Consider the following 20,250-nt stretch of genomic DNA (forward strand, 5'->3'; position numbering starts at 1 on the left):
CAACGAGCCGCTGTCGGCTCATTGCTGGCCAGCGGGTCTCAGGCGCGACCGCCGGGGGGACCAACAAAGAGCATGGTGGCCATGATGCCGCCAACGAACACCACAAACACCACGCTCAAGAGCACCGGGCGGTTCAGCATCCAGCGCAGGGTCTCGTCCACCCAATGCCCGTCGCGGGCGTGGCCGGTGGCCGTGGTGCGCCAACCGCCGTCGAGCCTTTCCTTCCTTTCCAGCCACCTGTCAAAGGGGATGGTCAGGTATGGCACGAAGGCGGTCGCTGCGGCACCCACGATCAACTTCGTGGGCCAGCGCTGGTTCAAGCCGATGAGGACAGCCGTTGTGACATAGGCGATGAACACCAGCCCGTGGGCAAAGCCACCCACGCTGACGGGCCAGTCGCCGAGCTTCAGCGCATATTTCATGATCATGCCGGCGATCAGCAGCGTCCAAGTGACGGCTTCGGCGATGGCTATGGTGCGGTAAAAAGTGCGGGGGGTCATGGGCTGACGGCAGTCCTTGCATAGTTGGATGAAGCTGGTTGACGGAAGCTCTGTTGGCACAAAAGGCCATGCACAGGTTAGCTGGCCTTGCTGGGAGCATCCTCCAGACCCAGCCGGATGCGTCTGGTGCGCGCCGACGCTTCACTGGGCAGGGGTGTTCCCAAACTCCACCCCACCACGGCCAGCACGGCCTTGGTGGGCAGCACCACCGGCAGCGGGAACGGTCCCAGCCGCGGGGTGCCCAGCTTTAGCAGCCTGCGGTAGTGCGTCGGCAACGATGCCACTGCGGCGGCAAACAATATGCGGTAGCCAAGCTGCTGCGAGCGCGGCAGCGGCGGGTTCTTGATGAACGCCACCGCCTCGGCAACTCGTTCGTCATGGCGCAGCTCGCGGGTGAAGGCGGCAAGCTGTTCGTTGAGTTCGGCGATGGTGACAGGCGGGTTGTCCACCTGCATGAGTGCCCCGGCCACGGCCCAGTCGGCAACGTAGGCGTCCGGCCCGCCGGGGATGGGAGCGCCGTAGGCTTCGTGGGTTGCCAGGAACGCCTGGGTGAAGGCCAAATGGATCCAGCGCAGCAGATCGGGGTCGTTGGCCGTGTAGGGGCGTTCCTCACCGCTGTTGGTAGTGTAGCTGCCGCGAATGTGCTCATGGATGCCCAGCACCTTCGCCGAGGCCTGCCGTGCGGCGGCAGTGTCGCCGTAGCTGATGGTGAAGATCCACCGAATGGTTCCTGCCAACCTGCCCAACGGGTCGCTTTGGTAGCTTGAGTGGTCGTGAACTCCGGCGAGCGCGCCCGGGTGGAGGGCCTGAATGAGCAGGGACTGGATCCCGGCCACGAGTGTCGTCATTGACCCGTGCACCGCCCAAGCCGCCGAGTCGGGCCCAAAGTAGCCTCCGTCGTCGCCCTTTTCCAGCTCAAGTTCCCATTGCGGAATGGCGGGGGCGTTGTTGCTGAATGTGCCACGCAGTTCCCTGCGCCACCGGATGAGAACGTTTTCCATGCCTTTAGTCTCTCCCTTTCCCGGCGTGTTTGCATCCGCTCCTTTCCGTCCTGCCTTGGACCGGGACGGACGCATGACAAAGCAGCGTCGAAGGACCACAATGAAAGTGAGGCCGCGTGGCGCTCGAAAGCTGGGCGGCAGAAAAGAGAGTCAAGCCATGCCCAACTCATCAGCACCCGGCGAAAAGCACGCAGGCACTTCTGCACACGACGACACCGCCCCTCGCGTGCACAGCGAAACTCCCGCTGAAGGAAGCGACGGGCAGGACATGTCTGAGATCCGTACACATGCCCAAGACGCCGCCGAGGGACCGGACGACGACAACTGATCCCCCGTTCTAGAGTCGGTGTGCGTCCTGTGGACGCAGCCGCTTCCGCTCCCGCTTGGCAATGCTGTGCGCCACCATTGCCGCGTCCCTCCCCACCCCTCCCAGCAGTGCCGAAGTCAGCCCGTATTGGAAGGGCAGTCCCACAAAATACAGTCCGGGCAGCGTGCAAACTTCTCCGTGGTTGGTGACCGGCCAACCCCTGGCGTCCACCGGCAGGCCCTCGATCCACCCATAGCCCGGCTGGTAGCCGGTGGCCCACAGGACAGTTGAGACGGCAAGGGCCGGTTCATGGGGGAAGGTAGGTTCTCCGGCTTCATCCACGTCCTCAAAACGCGGCAGGCACCTGACTCCAGCTCCCAAGGCGTCCTCAATGGAGACCGAAATCAAGGGTCCTCCTTGCGCGGTGAAATCCTTGGCGACTTTCCGGCCCAGGGGCGTGCTGCGGGTGAGCACCTTGTCGATGAACTGCCAGTACGGGCCCCCGGCATACCGCAATACTGCGTCGGGGATGTGAAAAGGCACCCGTCCGGCCAGCCACACTTGGCGGTGTTGAGCCAGTTCCACGGCAATTTGAAGGCCCGAAGTGCCCGCACCAACCACCAGGACACCGCCTACGGGCAGTTGCGCCGCATTCCTGTACCGGCTGCTGTGCAGTTGGAGAATTGACGGGGAAATTTTAGCGGCGAGGTCCGGGACAAAGGGCACCGACGTGGCGCCGGTGGCAATGACGACGTTGCTGGCGGCCAAATCGCCCTCAGTGGTTTCGAGCGTCCACCCCTTCCCCTCGGGACCGCGATCAGTCTCGCCAGCCAAGTGAATACCGGTCACGCAAACTCCGGTTGTGACAGGCAGTTGAGCCGCGTAACTCTCCAAGTAGGAGACCACTTGGTCCTTCGTGGGCAGGCCTCGCGAGGATCCCGGAAACTCCATGCCTGGAAGCGAACAGCGCAGGCCCGGAGTGAAAAGCCGCAGTGAATCCCAGCGGCCCCGCCAGCTGTTCCCTGGCGACTCTCCCGCTTCAAGGACCCGGCAGGGAACATCCTTGTCTTGCAGGCAAAAAGCTGCGGACAGCCCGGCCTGCCCTGCACCAATAATGATGGTCTCACCGAACGCCTGTCCAGCCATGATGCGCCTCCAAGAAGCTGCCGTGGAACTATTTCATTAGTATGCGCTTCTAGTCAGTGGAATGCTATTCTTTTCTTATGTTTGAAACAATGGACAACCCGGTACCACGCGGCCGGCGCCGGATCCAGTCGGTTCAGACCCGCGAGCTGATCGTGGCCACTGCCGGAGAGCTCTTTCTTGCCAACGGTTACACGGCCACCTCCATCGAAGCGATAGCGACCCAAGCGGGCGTCGCCATTCAAACGATCTACAACTCCGTGGGGAACAAGCCCGCGCTGCTGTCAGCCGTACTGGACGCGGCGGTGGCCGGCCCGCACTCACCGTCAACCGTTCTGGAATTCATGAGGGAGCGAGTGGCCCTGGCCACGGACGTCCCGGGGGTAGTCGGAGTGCTGGCCGACTGGTTTGCCGAAGGAATGCCGCGCAGCCACGCGGTCTTCACCGCCATCAGCCAGGCCGCCGCCGTCGACCCTGCCGTTGCCGCGTTGCGCGGATCGCGCGCAGTGCAACGGTTAAGCAACTACCGCCAAGCCGCAGCCGCCATTCGCCAACGCGGAGGGCTGGCGAATGGAATGAGCGACGACGACGCTGCCGCCGTCATTTTCACGCTGGGACACCCCGACAGCTACGCCACGCTGGTGGCAAATTTCGGCTGGAGCCTCCCCCGCTATCGGGACTGGATTTACACCTCGATGCTGAGCGCCTTGTCCTAGCCCGACGTTGCCCCAGCCTTGGCATCAGTGGCGCTCAAATGTCGGAGGGATCGGACGACGACAGCTGATCCCCTTCCCCGCGCCAGCTGTGGCGTACAGGAGCCCGCTCCGCCGTCGGCCTCAACCGTGCCGCCACGGGTGGGCGTCGACACGCGGCACCGCCAACACCGGCAGGTGCTGTGTAGCCAGCAGTTTGCGCACCACGGATCCGGCCAAAACCTCGTTGACGCCGGCCAGCAGGCCCGGATGGCGGGCACCCACCACGATGGCTGCTGCCGAGACGGCCTGCGCCAGCCGGCCCAGTGCCGACGCAGGATCACCGCCGAGTACTTGGAGACGGCAGCGAAGCCCGCGCCCTTCCGCTGCCGCAACGAAAAGCGGACGCAGCTCACGTAGCGCTGAGGCAGCCTCGTCGTCGGGATCCAGCGCATGCTCCATCGACTGGTCCAAGACGTTGCCGCGGGGATCCCACTCGATGAGGTAGCTGCCTGGATCAACGTAGGCGCCAACCAGTTCGGCCCCTGTGGCTGCGGCCAGGTCGGCTGCGCACGCCAACACTGCCGGGTCCTGCCCGGGCTGCAATCCCACCACCACCGCTCCGCCGGAAAATCCATGTTCCATCGTGTGCTCATTCCGTTAGAGTCCATCCCCAACCTGCAGGCCGTTCCACCATTTTCCGTCACGAACAGCCAAAGCGAAAGGGCGGCCCACCCCTGTGCCTGCAGCCGATCCCAACGCCCTTGTCAACGCCCGTCCCTCGGTTCAAGCCGGCCGGTGACAACAGTGCTGTCCAATGCGTCGCTGTGCGCGATGGAGGCGGTGAATCCGCGGGCGTTCAGGAGGGCGGCACTGGAGTCTGCTTGGCGGGCACTGCTTTCAAAAAGCAGCAGCCCCTCCGAATGCAGCCACAGCGGTGCTTGTGCGGCGATGCTCCGCTGCAGCGCAAGGCCGTCTTCCCCGCCGTCAAGCGCCGCGGCGGGCTCGTGCACCCTCGCTTCACGCGGCATGAACCTGATGTCGTCGGTGGGAACGTACGGGGCGTTGGCCACAATCACATCAAAGCTGCCGCGCAACCTCTCGGGGACTGGCTCAAATAAATCCCCGCAATAAACTTCCCCATTGAATGCAGCAATGTTCTTGGTTGCGCATGCCAAGGCCACGGGGTCCACGTCCGCCGCATGAAGTTCACAGCCGGGCAGCTCGCGGGCCAGTGCGGCACCGACGGCTCCGCTGCCGCAGCACAGGTCCAAGATTTTCAGCGGGCGACCCCGCTGGATCCTGCCTGCAAGTCCGGCCAGTGCTTGGCCAACAAGGAACTCGCTGCGGCGGCGGGGCACAAAAACCCCTGGCGCCACCACCACGCGCAGTCCGCAAAATTCGGCCCACCCCACAAGGTGTTCCAGCGGGCATCCGTCCACTCGCAGTGCCAGCATCCTGGCCAGATCCGCCCTTGACCCGGCGGCATCCAGCAGGATGTGGGCCTCTTCCACGGCGTAGACACACCCTGCCGCACGAAGGGCGGCAACCAGTGCTGCGGCCATGGGCTCATCGCGGGGCTGCCGCTTGCCGTGTTTTATGCCAACCACATGCTCCATACCAACCACATGGTAGTCCCCGCCACCCTGCGCAGCTACGCTTTTGCCATGATTGCTGCAAAATCGGCCCCGGGGACCGGCTCCCCCAACACGGCTTTCATGGCCGCACTGCGCCCTGCGCTGGCAGAGGCTGCCGCCCCGGACAAGGCCGAGGCCATGGCGGCCTAGATGAAGTCGGCCATGCCGTTCTTGGGTGTGCCCTCGCCCACCGTGCGCAAAACGGTGCGGGCGCTGGCCAAAACCCACCCTTTCAAGGACGTCGACCAACTCCATGCAACGGTGACGTTGCTGTGGCAGGGTGCCGGATTCCGCGAAGAGCGGTACGCGGCCATCATGCTCACGGACTCCCGCCTCGCCAGGGGCGAGATGGGGCTCCTGCCGTTTTACGCCGTCGTGGTTGAAACGGGGCAGTGGTGGGATTTTGTCGACTCGGTGGCCCCGCGCCTGTGGGAGCTGCTGCAAAAACACCGCGAGAGCGTGGATCCGCTGCTACGCGAATGGAGCATGCGCCCGAATTTTTGGTTCCGCAGGGCAGCCATCATTTCCCAGCTTCCCGCCAAGAACGAGACCGACACGCAGCTGCTCAGCGACATTCTGGCGGTGAATCTGCCGGACAGGGAATTCTTCATTCGCAAGGCGATTGGCTGGGCGCTGCGTCAATATGCCAGGACGGACCCCAACTGGGTGCGCAGCTACGTTGCCGGGCATCAGGGACAGCTCAGCTCCCTGTCCCGGCGCGAGGCACTCAAGCATCTCTGAGGCGTTGCATGCCCTTGCCGAGGTACTGCCCCAACACGGCCCACGCCTGCAAAGTTCAGGAGCACAGGGCGGCAGGTTTCAATGGTTCAGGGTTTGTGCGCCAAGCCGGCAGCGCGGCTGGGCATGAACAGTCCCCGTGTTTTTCTATCCCAAAACATGACGTACAGCACGGAGAGCAGCCCTACGGCGATAGCCACCCCACGGATGAGCGCCACGGGAATCCACGGAAATACGCTGAGTTGGTCCGTCAAGGCGATCAAAATGAAGAAGGCACTCAGGTAGAGAACCAGGCGCTCCTGCGACTCTTCCTCGAGTCCGGTGACGGTGAAGAAGGCCAGCACCCACAGCATGTACCAAGGCTGGATGACGGGCGCCAGCAGCACAACGGCGGCGAAAGACCAAGCCATGCGGCGCAGCACGGCTTGACTGTACCGTTGCGATTCATCGAGCAGGCTGCCCTGTGCCGAAGCCGGAGGCAGGATGATTTTTACGAAGGCCAGAGCCATGACGAGCAAGATGGAGACGATCTGGAAGGTGGTTTTGATTCCATCCGTCACAGCAGCACCTGCACCGCCGAAGAACGACACAACTGCTCCAGAAACTACGGAGAACAGCCCAACGGGTGCGTACCAATGCCACACTGTCCCGGAGGTTTGCAGCGCAGCCAACCACCCGAATCCCAGCCCGTTCACGGCACCCATGGCGCCCAGGAGCGCCGTCGAAATTCCCAGCGTGGCCGCCCAGATGCCAAATTTTCGTACCCATCCGGCTTGCGAGCCGGCCCACAGCAGGCCCACAAAGGGCAGCGCGATCAAGGTGATCGGCTTTATCGCGATGGAGGCCGTGACCAGCAGGATCCCCACCACCGGACGCTTGGCCGAGGCGTAGTAGATGCCCGCCACGACGAGGCCAAGCATGAGTGAATCGTTGTGGACGCTGGCCACAAAATTGATCAGCACCACGGGGTTCAGCACGGCCAACCACACGGCGCGGTGCGGATTGAAACCGTGGCGGGCCGCAAGCTTTGGCACATAGATGAACAGCAACACCACGCCGGCCAAGCTGGCCAGGCGGAAGGGAATCAAAGCTATTTCCGGACTGTTGCCCGGCAGCAACACAGCGAGGTGTTCAAGCCAGAGCCACAGCGGACCATACGGCGTGGGTGCCTCGGTCCACAGCGTGTCGGGGCCCAGCAGGAAATAGTTGTTGAGGGCGGAGATGCCGTTGGTGTACGGGTCAAGGCCCTGCTCCATGAGCCGGCCCTGGCCAATGTAGGCGTAGGAGTCGCGGCTGAACACGGGCAAGGCGATCATCATGGGAGCCACCCACAAAATCAACGCCTTCTTCAACACGGGCGTTGATTCCGGGCCCCAACCAGCCAGGTGCTGGCGAAGCCGTAGCCAGGCCCGCAGCATCAACACGGCTCCCACGCACAGCAGCACGGTGGTGATGACAACAGCCACCGGCGTGGTCCTGGCCAGGATGAACAACGGATTGCGGATCAGCACCGAGCTGCCGGCCAACCAACCGACGCCAAAGGAGCCCAACATGAGCAGCACAGAACCGGCAAAGCCCTGCCAGACGGCTGACGCGGCAGGGCCTGTGCGTAATGCGAGCTTGGCTAGCACCTTGGTTTTCACCTCCGGTTGGACAACACGCGTGCTGGTCAACAACTAACTCCTGTACTTTTAAATCCGGCCGTGGGCGCTGGTGCCTTCCCGCAACAGGACGCCCCGATATGCGCCTGCCGGGCCAGCCCGGGAAGCGGCAGGGTGCTGCGCTAACATGTAAGCAGTCAGGGACACCGTTCTTGGCATTCTACCCACATCGGCCGGGCAGGTTCTGGAAAAAGTCGCCACGCTGCCCAACGCCTCCGCCCCGCGTGCGTGTTGCTCCGGGCGCCACCCCATCTGAAGAAAGACCGGACCATCGCCACGGATACGTTCTTTGCCACCCTTGCCCGCTTCCGGGATGCACTGTTCCCCGCCCGCACCCAGACCTGGCTGACATCGCCGCAGGGACTGTGGACGGTCTTTGCGCTCATCCACGTTGCGGCTCTTGTGCTCGCGGGCATCCAGTCACTGCGCGGAGAGGGCTACAGCGACACGGGCATCTACCGCACCTGGGCCTCGATCGGCTTCGACGAGACCCGCGTCCTGGGCCCAAGCCCGTGGGTCTACCCCATCCTCGCGCTGGTGCCCATGGCAGTTGCCTTCATTTTCGGCAATGCCCCGTTCTTCTTCATCTGGGTCCTCATGATTGCCGTGCTGAATGCCTTGGCCGTGGGTAAGCTCACCAGCTGGGGCAAAAAACGCCACGCCATCCCCGCCGCCCTGTGGTGGCTTGTCTTCACCGCCTTGATGGCGTGGCTCGGTTTTGCCCGCGTCGACGGCCTTACCGCCCCGGTGGTTCTCATCGCACTGTCCCTCGGCGTGGCCAGCCCGTTCCTGACCTCATTCATTCTCAGCGTGGCGACATGGACAAAAGTCTGGCCGGCCGCCGTCGTGCTTGCGCTTTTCACTGTGGTCAGGCAGCGGGTTCAGGTGGTGCTGGCCGGTGTGCTGGTCACGGCGTTTGTGGTGGTGCTGGCGTTGAGCATGAACTCGTTGCCGAAACTGCTGAACTTCCTGCTGGAACAGGGCGACCGCGGCATGCAGCTCGAAGCCACGTTCACCGCCCCGTGGCTGTGGCTGAGCGTGCTGGGCTTGGGCGGAGCGCACATGTACATGAACCAGGACATCAACTCCATGCAGGTCGATGGCCCCGGCTCCGAGGTGATGAGCGTGTTGATGCAGCCGCTGCTGATCGTTGCCGCGTTGCTCGTGGCCGCCCTGATTTTCTGGGCCCTGCACACCGGCAAGCGCAACGGCGGCGCCGACCGCACGGCCCTGCTCCTCTTCGGCTCGCTGGCCCTTGTCACGGCATTCGTCGTCTTCAACAAGGTGGGGTCCCCGCAGTTCATGGTGTGGCTGGCACCGCCGGTCGCCGTCGGCCTGGCGCACCAATGGGAGGCGTGGCGGGTCCCGGCCACCATGCTCATTGGCGTGGCCGTGCTGACGTACCTTGTCTACCCGCTTTTCTACGACGCCCTCTCGCACGACAACGCCGTCATGGCCGCCGTGCTGACACTCCGCAACCTGCTGCTGGTGGTCTTGTTCGTGTGGAGCGTGCGGCAACTGTTCCTGATGGGCCGCAACCCCTCCCGCATTCCCAGGCACGACGCCGGAGCCCCCCTCGCCGACAGCGCCACCGCCGTCGTGGAACAGCCGGGCGAGGAACAGCCGGGCGAGGTTCCCGAACATTCCGCACCGGCGGCGGGACAGAAGCGCTAAAACTTCAGCTCCGTCAGTGGATCGGCTCTTTGCCCGGCTGCTTGACCACGACGCCCTAATCCGTGCCCGGATCTCCTCCCCCATGGCCATTCTCTGGCTCCGGGCGCCGGGGCTCTGGGCGCCAGCCAGCGTGTGGCGGGGGTTTTGTCGCCGTCCACAAGTCCTTGCTGGCCAGGAAGATGAGCTTCGTTGTCCGCGGCAACACTTTCAGTAACACTTTTAGTAACACTTTTAGCAAAACTTTCAGCACCACGGAGCACTGCCTCATGTGTGCCCTGTTGGGGTACAGGTACACCCCCGGGCGAGCGGGCAAAGGCCATCAGACTGTGGGTGCAGCCGATGTTAGCGCAGGTTCTGATGCTTTCTTGTCGGTGGCGACCCTGATCAAAGTCCGGCTGGCCGCCGTCGTACTCCCGCGTGGTTCAGTTGCACTGTCAAGTCAGTTGCACTGTCAATGGAGCACGTTGGCTTCTACGCTGGGACCATCGGCAAGTGAGTCCATGGAGCAGCACCATCGAGGAAGCAGGGGACGAGAATGCCCGTCAACACCCACGAACTAGAGGATCCCATCCCCCGTTCCGGATACGATGCTGACTTCCTGGGCATCCACATCGAGGCCCCAACTCCGGATAAGAGCATCCAAGGCGACGCTGTTCTATGGGACGGAATGGAGATCATTCCGTACACGCATTTTTCTTTGTCGCTGAGTAAATCGAGGCGCTTTGCCCGCTGGGTTGCGTGGAACATCGACGGGGGTTGCACAAAGTTGATCAGCCGCACCGGGCTTTCCTTCCGCAAAGATCCCCGGTTGCCGGCAGAGTTCCAGGTGGGCAATGAGCTGTACAGCGGCAATCGGCTGGATCGCGGGCATGTCGCACGCCGTGCCGACCTGCTGTGGGGCGAACTGGATGAAACGCAACAAGCCAACCGTGATTCGTTCTATTTCAGCAACATCACCCCGCAAATGGACGACTTCAACCAGAGCACCCAAAACGGTATCTGGGGTCGCTTGGAAAACGCTCTTTACGAGGACGTTGATGTTGAAGATTTGCGCGTCAATGTGTTTGCTGGTCCGGTCTTCCGCACTGATGACCGCCTCTATCGTGGCGTGGCATTGCCATCGGAGTATTGGAAGATGCTGGTCTTTCAGGAACAAGGGATCTTGAAGGCGCGCATCTTCTTGTTAACTCAGGACCTTGACCAGTTGCGGGCCGTGATGGCGCTGGATGAGTTTAGGGTCTACCAAATCACCCGCGGCGAGCTCGAAGAACGCACACAGCTGCGCTTTCCCCCAGTTCTGGACTTGGCCTGCACAATACCCGCCATGCCTGCTTTCAACGAAAGGGAGCCACTGGCATCGGCTGCGGCGATCATGTGGTGACGGCACTAGGGATGTTCTGAGCCACTCAGACCGAGCTGCAGTGACCAAACGACATCCTGGCCAGTGGGCGTCTGTCTCGTTGCACCGGCACAGGCCAAAGCGGTGTTCACGGTACATTGGACGGGTGGCTATTACTAATGAACGCATTGTTTGGATTGACTGTGAGATGACGGGGCTGGATGCCGTCAACGACGCCCTGATCGAGGTCGCGGCGCTCGTGACCGATTCCGAGCTCAATATCCTGGGCGAGGGCGTGGACGTGGTGATCAAGCCCAGCGACGAATCCTTGGCGCAAATGGGCGACTTTGTCCGCGACATGCACACGTCCTCGAAGCTGCTCGACGAGCTGGCCGGCGGAACCACCATGGAAGACGCCCAGGCCCAAGTGTTGGCCTACATCAAAAAGCATGTGCCCGTGCCCAACAAGGCACCGTTGGCGGGAAACTCGATCGGCACCGACAAGGTATTCCTCAACCGTGACATGCCCGAGCTGGTGGATCACCTGCACTATCGCGTCATCGACGTCTCCACCATCAAGGAGCTGTCCCGCCGCTGGTTCGTGCGTGCCTACTTCCAGTCCCCGGCCAAGACGGGCGGCCACAGGGCATTGGGCGACATCAAGGACAGCATCAACGAACTCAAGTACTACCGCGAAGCCGTCTTTGTGCCTGCACCGGGACCCGACTCCGCCACTGCGAAGAAAATTTCCGCCAAGTTTTAGGGACGAATCCCCCTCAACTGCCACGGACTTTCCCGCCCTCAAGGCGACCTAGCTCACATTTGAGGACAAGGAAGCACTTTTGGTCTTGACAGCATTTTTGATCAGGTAGACTAGTCGTCGTTGCCACAAGCACAGCGGACATTGTAAAAGAATCAAAACTGTTCTGCGGCGGACATGGTGGGATTAGCTCAGTTGGCAGAGCGCCTGGTTGTGGTCCAGGAGGTCGCGGGTTCAACCCCCGTATCTCACCCCTCGTGTGGTTCCTTCGGAATCACGAAACACCCCGGTCAATCGATCGGGGTGTTTTTCATTGTCCAACATGTTCCAAACGTGAAATAGTTTTCCAGCTTGAGAAGGAAGCCGTCATGACCATCCGCCCCGTAACCATCTTGGGTGAGCCCGTGCTCCACCGCCGCGCTGATGAGGTCAAGGCCTTCGACGACGAGCTGAAGTCGCTGGTGGCAGACCTGTACGACACCATGGAGGCCGCCAACGGCGTGGGCCTGGCCGCACCGCAAATCGGCGTGGGCCTGCGTATTTTCACCTACAAGATGGAGAACGACGACGGCGTTCCTCCCCGCGGCGTTTTGGTCAACCCCACGCTGACGGTGGGAAAGATCTCCGGCAACGCTCCGGATCCCGACGACGAGGTGGAAGGCTGCCTGTCGGTCCCCGGCATTGACTACCCGCTGAAACGAGCCGATTGGGTTCGTGTGCGCGGCTTTGACGTGGAAGGCAACCCGTTGGACTTTGAGGCAAGCGGCTGGTTTGCCCGGTGCATGCAGCACGAGTACGACCATCTCGACGGCAAGCTCTATGTCGACAGGCTCAATGCCCGCTACGCCAAGAAGTCCAAGCGTGCAGCAAAGAGCAACGGCTGGGGCGTCGCCGGCTTGACGTGGATGCCAGGTGTTGACCCCGACCCGTTCGGCCACTGATCCGCATACCGGTTTTTCGTGGGTGATCCATCTCGCATGAGGTTTTTCTCACGCTCGGTTGTGATGTAAATGGCGCCGCGAAATCGGTGGCCCTGGAGTAGCTTGGCCACTGGGGAAATTCACCCACCAGTCTTTCTACACCGGCCGCGCCCCCTTTGCCGCGGCTGCAAAGGGGCAGCATGTCCGGCAAAACCACGCTGAATTCGACCACCACCAGCCCTCCCGGCAGTCAGGGGATTCCGCGTAAGGTCATTGGTCTTGCCGTGGCGGGAGCGGTGGGCGGGTTCCTCTTCGGTTTCGACGCCTCCGTGGTCAACGGCGCCGTCGACGCAATCCAAGGCCAGTTCAAGCTCGGTGACGCGCTCACGGGATTCACCGTCGCCGTCGCACTTTTGGGTTGCGCCCTCGGCGCCTGGCTGGCCGGCAAGCTCGCGGAGGCCAAGGGCCACATCCCGGTCATGAAGCTGGGCGGCATCCTGTTCCTGGTCAGCGCACTCGGCACCGGCTTCGCTTTCAGCGTGACAGACCTCATCGTATGGCGGTTTGTCGGGGGCATAGGCATCGGCCTCGCCTCCGTCATAGCACCGGCGTACATCTCCGAAATTTCACCGCGCAGGCACCGCGGCCGGTTGGCATCCCTGCAGCAATTGGCCATCACCATCGGCATCTTTGCCGCGCTGCTTTCCGATGCACTGTTTGCCAACGCCGCCTCGGGGGCTGCGCAGGAACTGTGGTTTGGCATGGCCGCATGGCGCTGGATGTTCCTCATCGGCGTCGTTCCGGCCATCGTGTACTACGCCGTTGCCATGGCACTCCCCGAATCTCCCCGCTTTCTGGTCAAGCAAGGCAAGGAAGTGCAGGCGGCGGAACTTTTCAAGACCATCGCCCCCGATGAAGACCACCAGCGCATCATTCGGGAGATCAAGGCCGCCGCCCAGGAGGATTCCCTGTCCGCCAGGAAGGGCTCGTTGCGCGGCAAGCGCTTTGGCTTCTTGCCCGTCGTGTGGATCGGCATCATTCTGTCCATGCTGCAGCAGTTTGTCGGCATCAACGTCATCTTCTTCTACTCCTCCACGCTGTGGCAGGCCGTTGGCTTCCAGGAGAAGGATTCACTGGCCATCTCCGTGGTAACGGCGCTGGTGAACGTCCTTGTCACGCTCGTGGCCATTGCGCTGGTGGACAGAATCGGGCGCCGCCCCATCCTCTTGACCGGATCCATCGGCATGGCACTTTCGTTGGCCACCATGGCACTGGCCTTCTCCGCGGCCACCGGAACAGGAGCCGACATCAGCCTGCCCGGGGCCTGGGCTCCCATTGCGCTGGTCGCCGCCAACGTTTTCGTCGTCTGCTTCGGCGCCTCGTGGGGGCCCCTGGTCTGGGTTTTGCTCGGTGAGATCTTCCCCGCCCGCATCCGCGCCCGGGCCCTGGGCCTGGCGGCTGCTGCACAGTGGATGGCCAACTTCCTTGTCACCCTCAGCTTCCCGGCCTTGGCTTCGGTTTCACTGCCCGTGACCTATGGGATGTATGCGGTGATTGCTGCGGCGTCGTTCTTCTTCGTGATGTTCAAGATCCCACAAACCAATGGCATGTCCCTGGAGCAGGCCGAGACGTTGTTCGTCAAGAAGCCCAAGGCAGCCAAGAAACTACCCCAGTAGCCGCCACGCGTGGGCGGGACGTTCCACGCCCGCCCACGCGTGGCTAAACTGGCTCAATGACGCCACGCACCACATTGAACCCACACCTTGTCCTTGGCTACCTGAATATTGCACCGGAGGACCGGTCCGAGTCCCTGGCCCTGCTTGAGGGCGCCGCCACTCCGGCGGTGGCACAGGTCCTGGAGCATTTATCCGCACGGCTGGGCAGCGCGGATGCTTCCGTGCCGGAACTGGGCACTGACGAGCTGCCCGTGGGAGAATTCGACTGGATCAGCGCCATGCTGCGTTTTACCCCGGAGCTCCTTGCGTGGCATGCCGGACGGAACATTCCCGAGGAAATCTCCCGTGCCACCCTGGCCGATGTTGGCCGCAACATGGCCATCAACCGCCGCGTCCACCACCGTTTCGGCATGGACACCTACAAGTGGATGAACCACTTGTTCTCAGGCCGCATTTACCAGCTCGGCCGCTTGCAATACCTGATTCACCAGCCCGTGGCAGCCATTCCGGGAGTCGCCTCGGAAGAGTGGATCCTGGGCATCCACATCCCCGAGGGCGGCGGACTGGCAACCGGCACGGTTCAAAACAGCCTTTCCCTGGCGGCACCGTTCTTCGCCGAACACTTCCCGGAGCAGCCTGTCGCCACGGCCAACTGCGAGTCCTGGCTGTTGGATCCCTATCTGGCCGAACACCTCGACCCCGCATCCAACATTGCGCAGTTCGCAGGGCTTTTCACCCCGTACGGCTCCCCTCGCAACGAACCCACGGACGCCATCTACTTCACTTTCCGCACCCGAAGGATGGACAACCTCCACTCCCTGCCCCGCGCGACGGCGTTGCAGCGAATCGTCTTGGAGCGCATCGATGCCGGAGGTGTTTGGCAGCTGGGCCAAGGCCATCTGACGCTGCGGTAAACTTGATGGTTGGTGTCCCGCTCCTACCTGTTCGTTCTTTTCACCGCTAGAAAGTAGTCTTGTGTCCTCTCCGGCCCAGTCCCCCGCCCGCGCCACCGAAATCACCGGTCAAGCGGAACGGCGGCGAACCTTTGCCGTTATATCCCACCCCGATGCGGGCAAGTCAACGCTGACTGAAGCGTTGGCGCTGCATGCCAAGGTGATTGGCACTGCCGGGGCCACCAACGGCAAGTCAAACCGCAGGGACACGGTTTCGGACTGGCAGCAGATGGAAAAGGACCGCGGCATCTCCATCAGCTCCGCGGCGCTGCAATTCTCCTACCGCGACACAGTCATCAATCTCTTGGACACACCCGGCCACGCCGACTTCTCCGAAGACACCTACCGTGTGCTGGCGGCCGTTGACTGCGCCGTCATGCTTGTGGATGCCGGCAAGGGCCTGGAAGCACAGACCATGAAACTCTTTGAGGTTTGTCGTCAGCGCAACCTGCCCATCATCACGGTCATCAACAAGTGGGACCGTCCCGGCCTGGATCCGCTGGAGTTGATGGACGAAATCACCGAGCGCACCGGCCTGACTCCCATGCCCTTGACATGGGCCATCGGAATTGCCGGGGACTTCCGCGGCGTCTGGGATGTCAGGCGCAACGAGTTTGCAAAATTTGCCCGCAACAGCTCGGGCGCGCAAATCGCCTTGACCGAGTACATGACTCCGGAAGCGGCGGCCGAGTCCGAGGGCGACGCCTGGACCGACTCCACTGATGAAGCCAGCCTGGTGGTCGACGTGGATGCCCCCGTTGACTTGGAAGCGTTCTACGCCGGCAAGGCCACACCCCTGCTGTTCTCCTCCGCCGCACTGAACTTTGGCGTGAAGCAGATCCTGGACACGTTGGTGGACTTCGCCCCTCCCGCCTCGCCACGCAAGGATGTCACAGGCAACGCACGGGCGGTGGATGCCCCGTTCTCCGGCTTTGTGTTCAAGGTCCAGGCCGGCATGAATCAGGCGCACCGCGACCACGTGGCCTTCGTCCGCGTCTGCTCGGGCATGTTTGAACGCGGCATGGTGGTCACCCAGTCCCGCACGGGCAAATCCTTTGCCACCAAGTATGCCCAACAGGTCTTTGGCCGCGAACGCGAAGTCATTGACACAGCATTCCCGGGCGACGTCGTGGGCTTGGTGAACGCCTCCAGCCTCCGTGTTGGCGACACCTTGTTCGTAGCAGAAGCCGTGGAATACCCGGCCATCCCGCTCTTTGCCCCGGAACACTTCCAAGTGGCCCGTTCCAAGGACCCCAGCAAATACAAGCAGTTCCGCCGCGGCATCGAACAGCTCGAGCACGAGGGCGTCATCCAGGTGCTGCGCTCGGACCTGCGCGGAGACCAGGCACCGGTGCTGGCCGCCGTCGGCCCCATGCAGTTCGAAGTGGTCGAGGACCGCATGCACCACGACTTCAACGCACCCATGCGTCTGGAACGCCTGCCGTACTCCCTCGCCCGATTGACGACGCCGGAGGCAACCGCCACACTGAGCTCCGTCCATGGCGCCGAGGTGCTTGAGCGCAGCGACGGGGAATTCCTGGCACTCTTCAACGATATTTGGGCCATGCGCCGGGTCCAGAAAAACAACCCGGACCTGCCGCTGGAGGAGATCGGCACCAAACGCGAATAGCCTCCGAGTTCGCTTTTCGGCTCCGAGTCCTGATGACTGGAGCCAGTATCTCGTGTTGGAGTCCAGGGTCTGAACTTCGGGTCTGGGCTTTGGGTCTGGGCTTCGAGGCCTTCTATTTCAGGTACCCGGAGGCCAGCGCTGTCTGTTGCGGGCAGTGGCCCAGGACGTTCCTCATTGCCGTCTTCTCCGCCGGGGTCACCCACAACCGGTAGGCGGCCTTGACCGATATTTGCCGAGCCACATAATGGCAGCGGAACTCCTTTGACGACGGCAGCCAACTTGCCGTGTCGGAAGCGCTCTTTTCCTGGTTGGCGGGGCCGTCCACGGCGAGCAGGTTCAGCGGATCGTTGGCCAGGCTCTGCCGCTGCATGGCGGTCAGCGCTGCGGCCCCGGTTTGCCAGGCATTGCCCAAGGCCACCACGTGGTCAATTTGGACGGCCCCGCTGGTTTCCTTTCCTCGTTTGAACGCCACACTGTTCCCTGTGTACGGTTCTGTCAATGTCCCTGCGGCCACCTGGCACAAGGAACCTTCCGTGAAAGTTGCACTGGCCAGGTCCCGGCGCAGAATGTCATTGCGGGTGTCGCAGCCGTTGGCGTCGGCGTCCAGCCACGCCTCCCCAAAGGCGGTTCGCTTATAGTCGCTGCGCGGCGTCTTGCCGTTGACTTCCAAGGTTTCCAACACGGCCAGCGCCGTACCGGATCCCACCGCGACAATGGGGCTGCCCAACTCTGGTGGCAGCGTGTTCATTACGGGCGGAGGACCGGCCTCCGGTTCAAATGGCCATCGTCCGGAACTGTGCAGCCAGCCTGTGAGCAGTACGAGCACCAGTACGAACAACACGGGGGCTGCCCGCAGCAGTGCCCGCCCGGGTCGTGGCTGCGGAGCTAGACGCTGCGAGGCTTGACGCTGAGGCCGGGCCTCGCCGCGCCATTGCCGTTGTGCTGCACTGTGCCGGGCCATGGACGTCCTCGCCCCGGGACGGGCTCGTCCCGGCTGGTACTGCCTGTGTTGATTCCAGTCTAGGCACTTCTCCGGGCGCCCGTCGGGCGTTGTCCACAAGTCCGGCGGACACCCACGTTCATATGGCAGCTCCTGCGGGTGACCGCTCCCCAGCGCCACTCATACTGCAGCTCCTGCGGGTTACAACTCCCCAACCCGAATCATATGACAGCTCCTGCGGGTTACAACTCCCCAACCCGAATCATATGACAGCTCCTGCGGGTCATCGATCCGAACACTCACAGGAGCTGCAGTATGAATCGACCGCCGGCCTTAGGAAGTCGCAAAGCGGGGTTTTCAGGCACAAGAAAGGCCGCTCCTGCGCGAAATCACGCGGGAAACGGCCTCTTGTGTTGGATAGGGCAGCCTGTACGCCGGGTTTTGTCGTCCGCCGCAGTTGCCTGCGGCGGAGAGGCAACCATCCATCTACGAACGCCGTTGCCGACGCCCTCTAGCAGCCTACCCAGACACTCGGGCGAACAGCCCTCAATCATGCCCTGTCTGGCCTTGCTCCGGGTGGGGTTTACCAAGCTTCCCCAGTCACCTGGGGAACTGGTGGTCTCTTACACCACCGTTTCACCCTTACCTGCGCGGCCTTGCGGCCTGCCGGCGGTCTATTCTCTGTGGCACTTTCCTGCGAGTTTCCCCGAGTGGGCGTTACCCACCACCCCGTTCTGTGGAGCCCGGACGTTCCTCGAGCCGCTTGCGCGACGCGCGGTTGCCCAGCTGCCCTATCCAGCAGCTAAGTCTACAGGCCGCGGGGACCCCGATCGAGCGCAGCGAGATTGGGGAGGCCGGAAGACGCTACAGGCCGCGGGGACCCCGATCGAGCGAAGCGAGATTGGGGAGGCCGGAAGACGCTACAGGCCGCGGGGACCCCGATCGAGCGAAGCGAGATTGGGGAGGCCGGAAGACGCTACAGGCCGCGGGGACCCCGATCGAGCGCAGCGAGATTGGGGAGGCCGGAAGACGCTACAGGCCGCGGGGACCCCGATCGAGCGCAGCGAGATTGGGGAGGCCGGAAGACGCTACAGGCCGCGGGCACAAAAAAGGTGCCTGCCCGGCGTCGGGCATGAATGCTCGACGCCGGGGAGGCACCTTGATGCTGGCGGGTTACGCCAGTGCGGGGCTGGGTTCGCCGACGCGCACCGGCAGGGCCGGGAACTCTGGCGGGTGAACGCCCGCCATTTCCTCCATGACCCGGACCACCTGGCAGCTGTAGCCGAATTCGTTGTCGTACCAGACGTACAGTACGAGGTTCTTGTCGGTGCTGATGGTGGCAAGGCCGTCGACGATCCCGGCACGGCGCGAGCCGACAAAGTCGGTTGACACCACTTCGGGGGAATCGATGAAGTCGATCTGCTTGCGCAGCTCGGAATTCAAGGACATGTCCCGCAGGTACGTGTTGACTTCGTCCTTCGTGGTGCCGTTCTCCAGTGTCAGGTTCAGGATCGCCATGGACACGTTGGGCGTGGGTACGCGGATGGAGTTGCCTGTCAGCTTGCCTTCAAGCTCGGGCAGTGCCTTGGCCACGGCCTTGGCGGCGCCCGTTTCGGTGAGCACCATGTTCAGTGCTGCCGAGCGGCCACGGCGGTCACCCTTATGGAAGTTGTCAGTCAGGTTCTGGTCGTTCGTGAACGAGTGGACCGTCTCGACGTGGCCGTGCACAATCCCGTATTTGTCGTTCAGGACCTTCAGCACCGGAGTGATGGCGTTCGTGGTGCAGGAGGCGGCAGTGATGATCTTGTCGCTGTCCTTGATGGTTCCGTGGTTGATGCCGTGGACCACGTTCTTCAACGCACCCTTGCCGGGGGCCGTGAGCAGAACCCGCGCCACGCCCTTGCTCTTCAGGTGCTGTGACAGGCCTTCTTCATCACGCCAGCGGCCGGTGTTGTCCACCACCAGGGCATCGTGGATGCCGTACTGGGTGTAGTCGATCGTGGAGGGGTTGTCGGAGTAAATCACCTGAATGGCCGTGCCGTTGGCCTGGATGATGTTGCGCTCTTCGTCAATGGTGATGGTTCCGGTGAAGGGACCGTGGACGGAGTCGCGGCGCAGCAGGCTGGCGCGCTTGGTCAGATCGAAGTCGCCACCCTTGCGCACCACGATGGCACGCAGGCGCAGGCCCTTGCCGCCGCCGGAGTGTTCGATGAGGATTCGGGCCAACAGGCGTCCGATCCTGCCGAAGCCATACAGGACCACGTCAGTGCCGGTCGGCGTGTTCTGGCCCTGCTTGTCAACGACGTCGGCCAGTTCAGTGCGCAGGAATTCCTCGCGGGTGCGTCCGGCGCTTTCTTGGGCGTATTTCAAGTTCAGCTTGGCCAAGTTGATGGAGGCCGGACCCAAGTTCAGTGTGGTCATTGCCTGCAACAAGGGTAGGGTTTCTTCGGGGCGAAGGAGCACCCCGTCCACGTGGCGGGCGAAGCGGTGGGCCTTGAGCAAACTAATGGCAGACTGGTTAACCAAGCTGCGTCCGTGCACTGAAAGAATAACGTTGTTTTCACGGTAGAGGCGGCCAATGAGCGGGATCATTGCCTCCGCCATGGTTTCGCGCTGGATCCATGAGTCCAAGACGTCGTCGCCATTGGATGAAGCGTGGTTGTTGGTCACTTCAAATAC

General features: G+C 62.7%; 19 protein-coding genes, 1 tRNA gene and 1 other RNA gene. 12 read left to right on the plus strand and 9 right to left on the minus strand.

Annotated features, from left to right (window positions below):
• Positions 1-38 precede the first annotated feature (38 nt).
• Positions 39-500 carry a DUF3817 domain-containing protein gene (locus QMG25_RS16545; RefSeq protein WP_283462121.1) on the minus strand — a complete coding sequence of 154 codons (462 nt, stop codon included), beginning with the start codon at positions 498-500 and terminating at the stop codon, positions 39-41.
• Positions 501-577: 77 nt separating this feature from the next.
• Positions 578-1,501: an oxygenase MpaB family protein gene (locus tag QMG25_RS16550; protein ID WP_283462122.1), complete on the minus strand. Its 924-nt coding sequence runs from the start codon at positions 1,499-1,501 to the stop codon at positions 578-580.
• A 157-nt stretch (positions 1,502-1,658) separates the two neighbouring features.
• On the opposite strand from QMG25_RS16550, the gene QMG25_RS16555 reads away from it, so the two are divergent.
• A complete protein-coding gene (locus QMG25_RS16555; protein ID WP_283462123.1) occupies positions 1,659-1,829 on the plus strand; it encodes a hypothetical protein in 171 nt (56 codons plus the stop codon).
• 9 nt (positions 1,830-1,838) lie between these two features.
• Here QMG25_RS16555 and QMG25_RS16560 read toward each other — a convergent pair whose 3' ends face one another.
• Positions 1,839-2,954, minus strand: a complete 1,116-nt coding sequence (locus QMG25_RS16560; RefSeq protein ID WP_283462125.1) for a flavin-containing monooxygenase — start codon at positions 2,952-2,954, stop codon at positions 1,839-1,841.
• A 77-nt stretch (positions 2,955-3,031) separates the two neighbouring features.
• On the opposite strand from QMG25_RS16560, the gene QMG25_RS16565 reads away from it, so the two are divergent.
• Positions 3,032-3,667: a TetR/AcrR family transcriptional regulator gene (locus QMG25_RS16565; RefSeq protein WP_283462126.1), complete on the plus strand. Its 636-nt coding sequence runs from the start codon at positions 3,032-3,034 to the stop codon at positions 3,665-3,667.
• A gap of 120 nt (positions 3,668-3,787) precedes the next feature.
• On the opposite strand, the gene QMG25_RS16570 is transcribed toward QMG25_RS16565, so the two are convergent.
• A complete protein-coding gene (locus QMG25_RS16570) occupies positions 3,788-4,288 on the minus strand; it encodes a universal stress protein (RefSeq protein ID WP_283462127.1) in 501 nt (166 codons plus the stop codon).
• Between the two features lie 122 nt (positions 4,289-4,410).
• The gene (locus QMG25_RS16575; protein WP_283462129.1) at positions 4,411-5,262 is read right to left on the minus strand and encodes a putative protein N(5)-glutamine methyltransferase; all 852 of its coding nucleotides are present in this window, start codon (positions 5,260-5,262) and stop codon (positions 4,411-4,413) included.
• A gap of 9 nt (positions 5,263-5,271) precedes the next feature.
• Here QMG25_RS16575 and QMG25_RS16580 point away from each other — a divergent pair, with 9 nt between their 5' ends.
• Together QMG25_RS16580 and QMG25_RS16585 are read left to right on the plus strand one after the other, a co-directional pair.
• Positions 5,272-5,430 carry a hypothetical protein gene (locus QMG25_RS16580; protein WP_283462131.1) on the plus strand — a complete coding sequence of 53 codons (159 nt, stop codon included), beginning with the start codon at positions 5,272-5,274 and terminating at the stop codon, positions 5,428-5,430.
• On the plus strand, positions 5,431-6,021 hold the full coding sequence (locus QMG25_RS16585) for a DNA alkylation repair protein (protein WP_283462132.1): 591 nt from the start codon (positions 5,431-5,433) through the stop codon (positions 6,019-6,021).
• A gap of 86 nt (positions 6,022-6,107) precedes the next feature.
• Here the strand turns inward: QMG25_RS16585 and mptB are convergent, their stop codons facing one another.
• Entirely contained in the window at positions 6,108-7,691 is a 1,584-nt protein-coding gene (gene mptB / locus QMG25_RS16590; RefSeq protein ID WP_283462133.1) for a polyprenol phosphomannose-dependent alpha 1,6 mannosyltransferase MptB, read from the minus strand.
• Positions 7,692-7,907: 216 nt separating this feature from the next.
• Between mptB and QMG25_RS16595 the strand changes: the two genes are divergently transcribed.
• The 8 genes from QMG25_RS16595 to QMG25_RS16630 all read left to right on the plus strand — a co-directional run bounded on the left by QMG25_RS16595 (position 7,908) and on the right by QMG25_RS16630 (position 16,631).
• Entirely contained in the window at positions 7,908-9,353 is a 1,446-nt protein-coding gene (locus QMG25_RS16595) for a glycosyltransferase family protein (RefSeq protein WP_283462134.1), read from the plus strand.
• A gap of 535 nt (positions 9,354-9,888) precedes the next feature.
• Positions 9,889-10,734, plus strand: a complete 846-nt coding sequence (locus tag QMG25_RS16600) for a DNA/RNA non-specific endonuclease (RefSeq protein WP_283462135.1) — start codon at positions 9,889-9,891, stop codon at positions 10,732-10,734.
• Between the two features lie 124 nt (positions 10,735-10,858).
• Positions 10,859-11,455, plus strand: coding sequence for an oligoribonuclease (orn, locus tag QMG25_RS16605; RefSeq protein WP_283462137.1), 597 nt, complete (start codon positions 10,859-10,861; stop codon positions 11,453-11,455).
• A 177-nt stretch (positions 11,456-11,632) separates the two neighbouring features.
• A tRNA-His gene (locus QMG25_RS16610) sits at positions 11,633-11,705 on the plus strand.
• Between the two features lie 115 nt (positions 11,706-11,820).
• Positions 11,821-12,393 (plus strand): peptide deformylase, encoded by a 573-nt coding sequence (gene def / locus QMG25_RS16615; protein ID WP_283462138.1) that lies wholly within the window; start codon positions 11,821-11,823, stop codon positions 12,391-12,393.
• 179 nt (positions 12,394-12,572) lie between these two features.
• On the plus strand, positions 12,573-14,048 hold the full coding sequence (locus tag QMG25_RS16620) for a sugar porter family MFS transporter (RefSeq protein WP_283462139.1): 1,476 nt from the start codon (positions 12,573-12,575) through the stop codon (positions 14,046-14,048).
• Positions 14,049-14,104: 56 nt separating this feature from the next.
• The gene (locus QMG25_RS16625) at positions 14,105-14,962 is read left to right on the plus strand and encodes an acyltransferase domain-containing protein (RefSeq protein WP_283462140.1); all 858 of its coding nucleotides are present in this window, start codon (positions 14,105-14,107) and stop codon (positions 14,960-14,962) included.
• A 61-nt stretch (positions 14,963-15,023) separates the two neighbouring features.
• The gene (locus tag QMG25_RS16630) at positions 15,024-16,631 is read left to right on the plus strand and encodes a peptide chain release factor 3 (RefSeq protein ID WP_283462141.1); all 1,608 of its coding nucleotides are present in this window, start codon (positions 15,024-15,026) and stop codon (positions 16,629-16,631) included.
• A 112-nt stretch (positions 16,632-16,743) separates the two neighbouring features.
• Here the strand turns inward: QMG25_RS16630 and QMG25_RS16635 are convergent, their stop codons facing one another.
• The 3 genes from QMG25_RS16635 to QMG25_RS16645 form a co-directional block, all read right to left on the minus strand.
• Positions 16,744-17,379, minus strand: coding sequence for an HNH endonuclease family protein (locus QMG25_RS16635; RefSeq protein ID WP_283462143.1), 636 nt, complete (start codon positions 17,377-17,379; stop codon positions 16,744-16,746).
• A gap of 606 nt (positions 17,380-17,985) precedes the next feature.
• Positions 17,986-18,365, minus strand: an RNA gene (rnpB, locus tag QMG25_RS16640) — RNase P RNA component class A.
• A gap of 379 nt (positions 18,366-18,744) precedes the next feature.
• Positions 18,745-20,241, minus strand: coding sequence for a glyceraldehyde-3-phosphate dehydrogenase (locus QMG25_RS16645; RefSeq protein ID WP_283462144.1), 1,497 nt, complete (start codon positions 20,239-20,241; stop codon positions 18,745-18,747).
• Positions 20,242-20,250 lie beyond the last annotated feature (9 nt).

This window comes from Arthrobacter sp. H35-D1 (assembly GCF_030063185.1).
GTDB lineage: Bacteria > Actinomycetota > Actinomycetes > Actinomycetales > Micrococcaceae > Specibacter.

Bases quoted from the DNA above. Each gene is read 5' to 3' on its own strand.
- QMG25_RS16545 (WP_283462121.1), bottom strand. From the start codon at position 500: ATGACCCCCCGCACTTTTTACCGCACCATAGCCATCGCCGAAGCCGTC.
- QMG25_RS16550 (WP_283462122.1), bottom strand. From the start codon at position 1,501: ATGGAAAACGTTCTCATCCGGTGGCGCAGGGAACTGCGTGGCACATTC.
- QMG25_RS16555 (WP_283462123.1), top strand. From the start codon at position 1,659: ATGCCCAACTCATCAGCACCCGGCGAAAAGCACGCAGGCACTTCTGCA.
- QMG25_RS16560 (WP_283462125.1), bottom strand. From the start codon at position 2,954: ATGGCTGGACAGGCGTTCGGTGAGACCATCATTATTGGTGCAGGGCAG.
- QMG25_RS16565 (WP_283462126.1), top strand. From the start codon at position 3,032: ATGTTTGAAACAATGGACAACCCGGTACCACGCGGCCGGCGCCGGATC.
- QMG25_RS16570 (WP_283462127.1), bottom strand. From the start codon at position 4,288: ATGGAACATGGATTTTCCGGCGGAGCGGTGGTGGTGGGATTGCAGCCC.
- QMG25_RS16575 (WP_283462129.1), bottom strand. From the start codon at position 5,262: ATGGAGCATGTGGTTGGCATAAAACACGGCAAGCGGCAGCCCCGCGAT.
- QMG25_RS16580 (WP_283462131.1), top strand. From the start codon at position 5,272: ATGGTAGTCCCCGCCACCCTGCGCAGCTACGCTTTTGCCATGATTGCT.
- QMG25_RS16585 (WP_283462132.1), top strand. From the start codon at position 5,431: ATGAAGTCGGCCATGCCGTTCTTGGGTGTGCCCTCGCCCACCGTGCGC.
- QMG25_RS16600 (WP_283462135.1), top strand. From the start codon at position 9,889: ATGCCCGTCAACACCCACGAACTAGAGGATCCCATCCCCCGTTCCGGA.
- def (WP_283462138.1), top strand. From the start codon at position 11,821: ATGACCATCCGCCCCGTAACCATCTTGGGTGAGCCCGTGCTCCACCGC.
- QMG25_RS16620 (WP_283462139.1), top strand. From the start codon at position 12,573: ATGTCCGGCAAAACCACGCTGAATTCGACCACCACCAGCCCTCCCGGC.
- QMG25_RS16625 (WP_283462140.1), top strand. From the start codon at position 14,105: ATGACGCCACGCACCACATTGAACCCACACCTTGTCCTTGGCTACCTG.
- QMG25_RS16635 (WP_283462143.1), bottom strand. From the start codon at position 17,379: ATGAACACGCTGCCACCAGAGTTGGGCAGCCCCATTGTCGCGGTGGGA.